The sequence below is a fragment of the Parapedobacter defluvii genome (genome assembly GCF_014642075.1).
Taxonomy (GTDB): Bacteria; Bacteroidota; Bacteroidia; order Sphingobacteriales; family Sphingobacteriaceae; genus Parapedobacter; species Parapedobacter defluvii.
Window position 1 is genome coordinate 1 of the sequence record NZ_BMIK01000042.1, and the last position, 3,016, is coordinate 3,016.

A 3,016-nucleotide genomic window follows, 5' to 3' on the forward strand; every position below is an offset into this window, starting at 1 on the left:
AATATCTGGTAGTGCAATCCGAAAAAATGAAAATAATATATTAGGTTTGAAATTAGTTGTCCAACAAAAGGGCAGTATCATAATAATCATCGTCAACGTAAGCAGTTAATTTCCATGATAGAGTTTATTGATACAATTATCTCAGAGCCTCTGAAAGATATATATCAGGGTTTAAAAAATAAAGCGATACTTTGGAAAAAGCTCCGATATGACATAAAAAAGTATATCGAAGATTTGAGTACTGAACTCGACGAGTTTAGCATACATAGATCAAATAGATTAATCAGGCTGTCAAAAGTTTACATCGAACCTAGATTGGTCGATAAAATTGTTAGTGAATCTTATTTCTATGATTATCCTGACAATAATCAAAATCTAAATGATCTGCTAAAACGGAATCCCCGGGTAGTTGTTCGGAAGCATTATGTACCAGAAGATAATTATAAGTCGATTCAACAACTTTTGGTCGAATATAATAGGATTGTTATTCTTGGCCAGCCGGGAAATGGCAAAACGACCATTCTTAAAAAAATAGTATTGGATATTGCCGCAAATAAAGGAGTAAAAGCTATTCCTGTTTATATACCTCTGAGAAATTCCTCTTTACAAAACATGTCTGTCTTTGAATTTATATGTAAGCAATTCAAAAACTATGGAATTGATAATGCGGAATTAGTTGGTTCTCGATTATTAGAACAAGGGAAGTTGATAATTTTGTTGGACGGAATTGACGAGATTGTGGTGGATGACAGGCAGCGAATTTTAGAAGAGATAAATTCAATTACAATCGAATATCCTAAGAATATTTTTATTTCGACGTCGAGAATATCTTCTTACAACGGCGAATTAATCAAGTATAAAGAAGTGGAAATTTGCGAATTTCAGTCTGACGACGTAATACGTTACGTGAATAATTGGTTTTCCGACGATACAAAAAGACTAGGGTTGCTAGTAAAAATCCGCACATATCCGCAAATAGCGGAAATCGCCAATAATCCGTTACTTTTATCACTCATCTGCATAGTATATGACTTCGACCTAGAAATTTCTTCGAGAAGAACTACGTTATATAAGAGGTGTATTGAATGTTTAATGAGGGATTGGGACGCCCAAAGAGGATTTAGGCGTGTAGGCAATTTCATTAAATTGGATGATTTAAAGCGAATATCTATATTAAGCCATTTAGCTTATAATCTTCATGTAAATGGCAAGATTTATTTTGATTTAGAAACCATTGATAGTTATCTCTCAGATATTATAGAACGATATGGACTCTGTCGTCAAGATATTCCATTAGTAATAGAAGAAATAGTAGACCACTATGGTTTAATCCTCGAAGTGAGTAAAAATGTTTATTCCTTTTCGCATCTCACGTTTCAGGAATTTTTTGCTGCTACTTTCCTAGCTGAGAATAGAATATTCCAAAATGTAGATTTTAAGTTCGACTTCTCTCCGTTTTGGGAGGAGGTATTTGTTTTGTGCGCGTCTATTTTGCCCAATTCTTCAGATTATTTAAACATATTGTTGAGGAGTAAAAATGAAAGCTCAGAACATATTATGCTTGCAGGTCTTTGTCTGTCTGTTGATCCTGTGATCGATAAAGAGTTAAAAAAGCATATTTTGCGATTAGTGCTTAATCTTTATCACAATTACACATCACCACAAATGCGTGATCGAGCTCAATATGTACTTGTGAGAATAGATGATACCTTCGTAGGCCAACAAATATTAAAAAGTATGGGGGTTAGTAAACACTATATTGACAATAAGCTAAGAGGTGCGGAAGCGACTAACGAAAATTTCGATCGTTTTAAATTTTTTTCCTCTACAATATTGCCGTCACAAGATAATAAGAAATAATATTTTCAGCTGTACTGTCAAGGAAATGCCTAAAATGGTATGGTTTATCTTATCAGGTGTACAAACTCTCCATCATTTATGTAAATAGTCGCCTGTTTGTATATAAATTAAATGATATTGAGCGAAAGGATAGCTGTTGAAACGCTAACGTTAAATGAGATTTCCGACCTCTTTTTAAAATCAATTGAAATCGCATTTCCGAAATCGAAAGGTGCAATTGATGCTAAATTAAAAAAGCTGAAAAGAGCAAAGATCGTTAATCATAAATGGATAAAGAGCTACGAAGAATTCAAAGGGGCAAAGCTGAATTTTTATTGTCAGAAAATTCCAACAGAGCATAATCCTATTGTCAGTATTGGAATGACCCACAGAACTTCAAAAGGATTAATTTGCGCCAGGGATCCCTGGTGCGAGTAGAAGCTACATCGCAAATGGACGGCGTGCACGGACTGAACCTGGCCTGGGATGACCGCCTGGTGCTCTGTGCCTATCATCCCGGATTGTGCGTAGCAGGTATAAACGACGAGGAACGGCTTCGCGAAGAAGGCTTTGTGGCATTGCAATTGCCACCTCTGCTGGCGGATAAGACCGTGCATCTCTACCTGATGGTGCACGATCGCGACGGGCGGCAATGGTCGAATAGCCGGTATCTGGGCGAATTTTAGGGAGCGGAAGGATGGAACAGATTAAAATCATCCGCGTGGCACAGGGGAAAAACAGTACCCTTAGCCACCTTTATATCGGAAGCCTCTTCGCCTGCTACCTGCTGGAAGACAGCATCCGCAAGGAGAAGATACAGGGGCTTACCTGCATCCCGGAAGGAGAATATGGGCTGCGGCTCAATACGTGGGCGGGGATGAATGCCAGGTACGGACCGAAATACCCGAAGTTGCACAGTGGCATGGTGGAAATAACGGGTATCCCTGATTTCAGCTTGGTGTTCATCCACATCGGCAATTACCATACGCAGACGGCGGGCTGCCCGCTTACGGGCTCATATTGGCAGCGACTGGATGGCGATTATCAGGTGCTGCACTCGGCGGCGGCGTATAAATATGTGTATCCGTTGCTGGGTATCCGCCCTATGAACTACATGTTTGATTTATGAGCCATAATCTTATAGTTCTGCGGATAGAGGTCTTTCAGGTTCTTATGG

At 38.7% G+C, this 3,016-nt stretch carries 4 protein-coding genes; all 4 read left to right on the forward strand.

Annotated elements, in window-relative coordinates; genetic code table 11:
• Positions 1 to 114: 114 nt before the first annotated feature.
• The 4 genes from IEX60_RS24575 to IEX60_RS24590 all read left to right on the forward strand — a co-directional run bounded on the left by IEX60_RS24575 (position 115) and on the right by IEX60_RS24590 (position 2,968).
• Positions 115 to 1,860 carry an NACHT domain-containing protein gene (locus tag IEX60_RS24575; RefSeq protein WP_188754045.1) on the forward strand — a complete coding sequence of 582 codons (1,746 nt, stop codon included), beginning with the start codon at positions 115 to 117 and terminating at the stop codon, positions 1,858 to 1,860.
• Positions 1,861 to 1,971: 111 nt separating this feature from the next.
• Positions 1,972 to 2,277, forward strand: coding sequence for a hypothetical protein (locus tag IEX60_RS24580; RefSeq protein ID WP_188754046.1), 306 nt, complete (start codon positions 1,972 to 1,974; stop codon positions 2,275 to 2,277).
• Between the two features lie 14 nt (positions 2,278 to 2,291).
• Complete coding sequence (locus tag IEX60_RS24585) at positions 2,292 to 2,525, forward strand: hypothetical protein (RefSeq protein ID WP_188754047.1); 234 nt, start codon at positions 2,292 to 2,294, stop codon at positions 2,523 to 2,525.
• A gap of 11 nt (positions 2,526 to 2,536) precedes the next feature.
• A complete protein-coding gene (locus IEX60_RS24590) occupies positions 2,537 to 2,968 on the forward strand; it encodes a DUF5675 family protein (RefSeq protein ID WP_188754048.1) in 432 nt (143 codons plus the stop codon).
• The last annotated feature ends 48 nt before the right edge of the window (positions 2,969 to 3,016 follow it).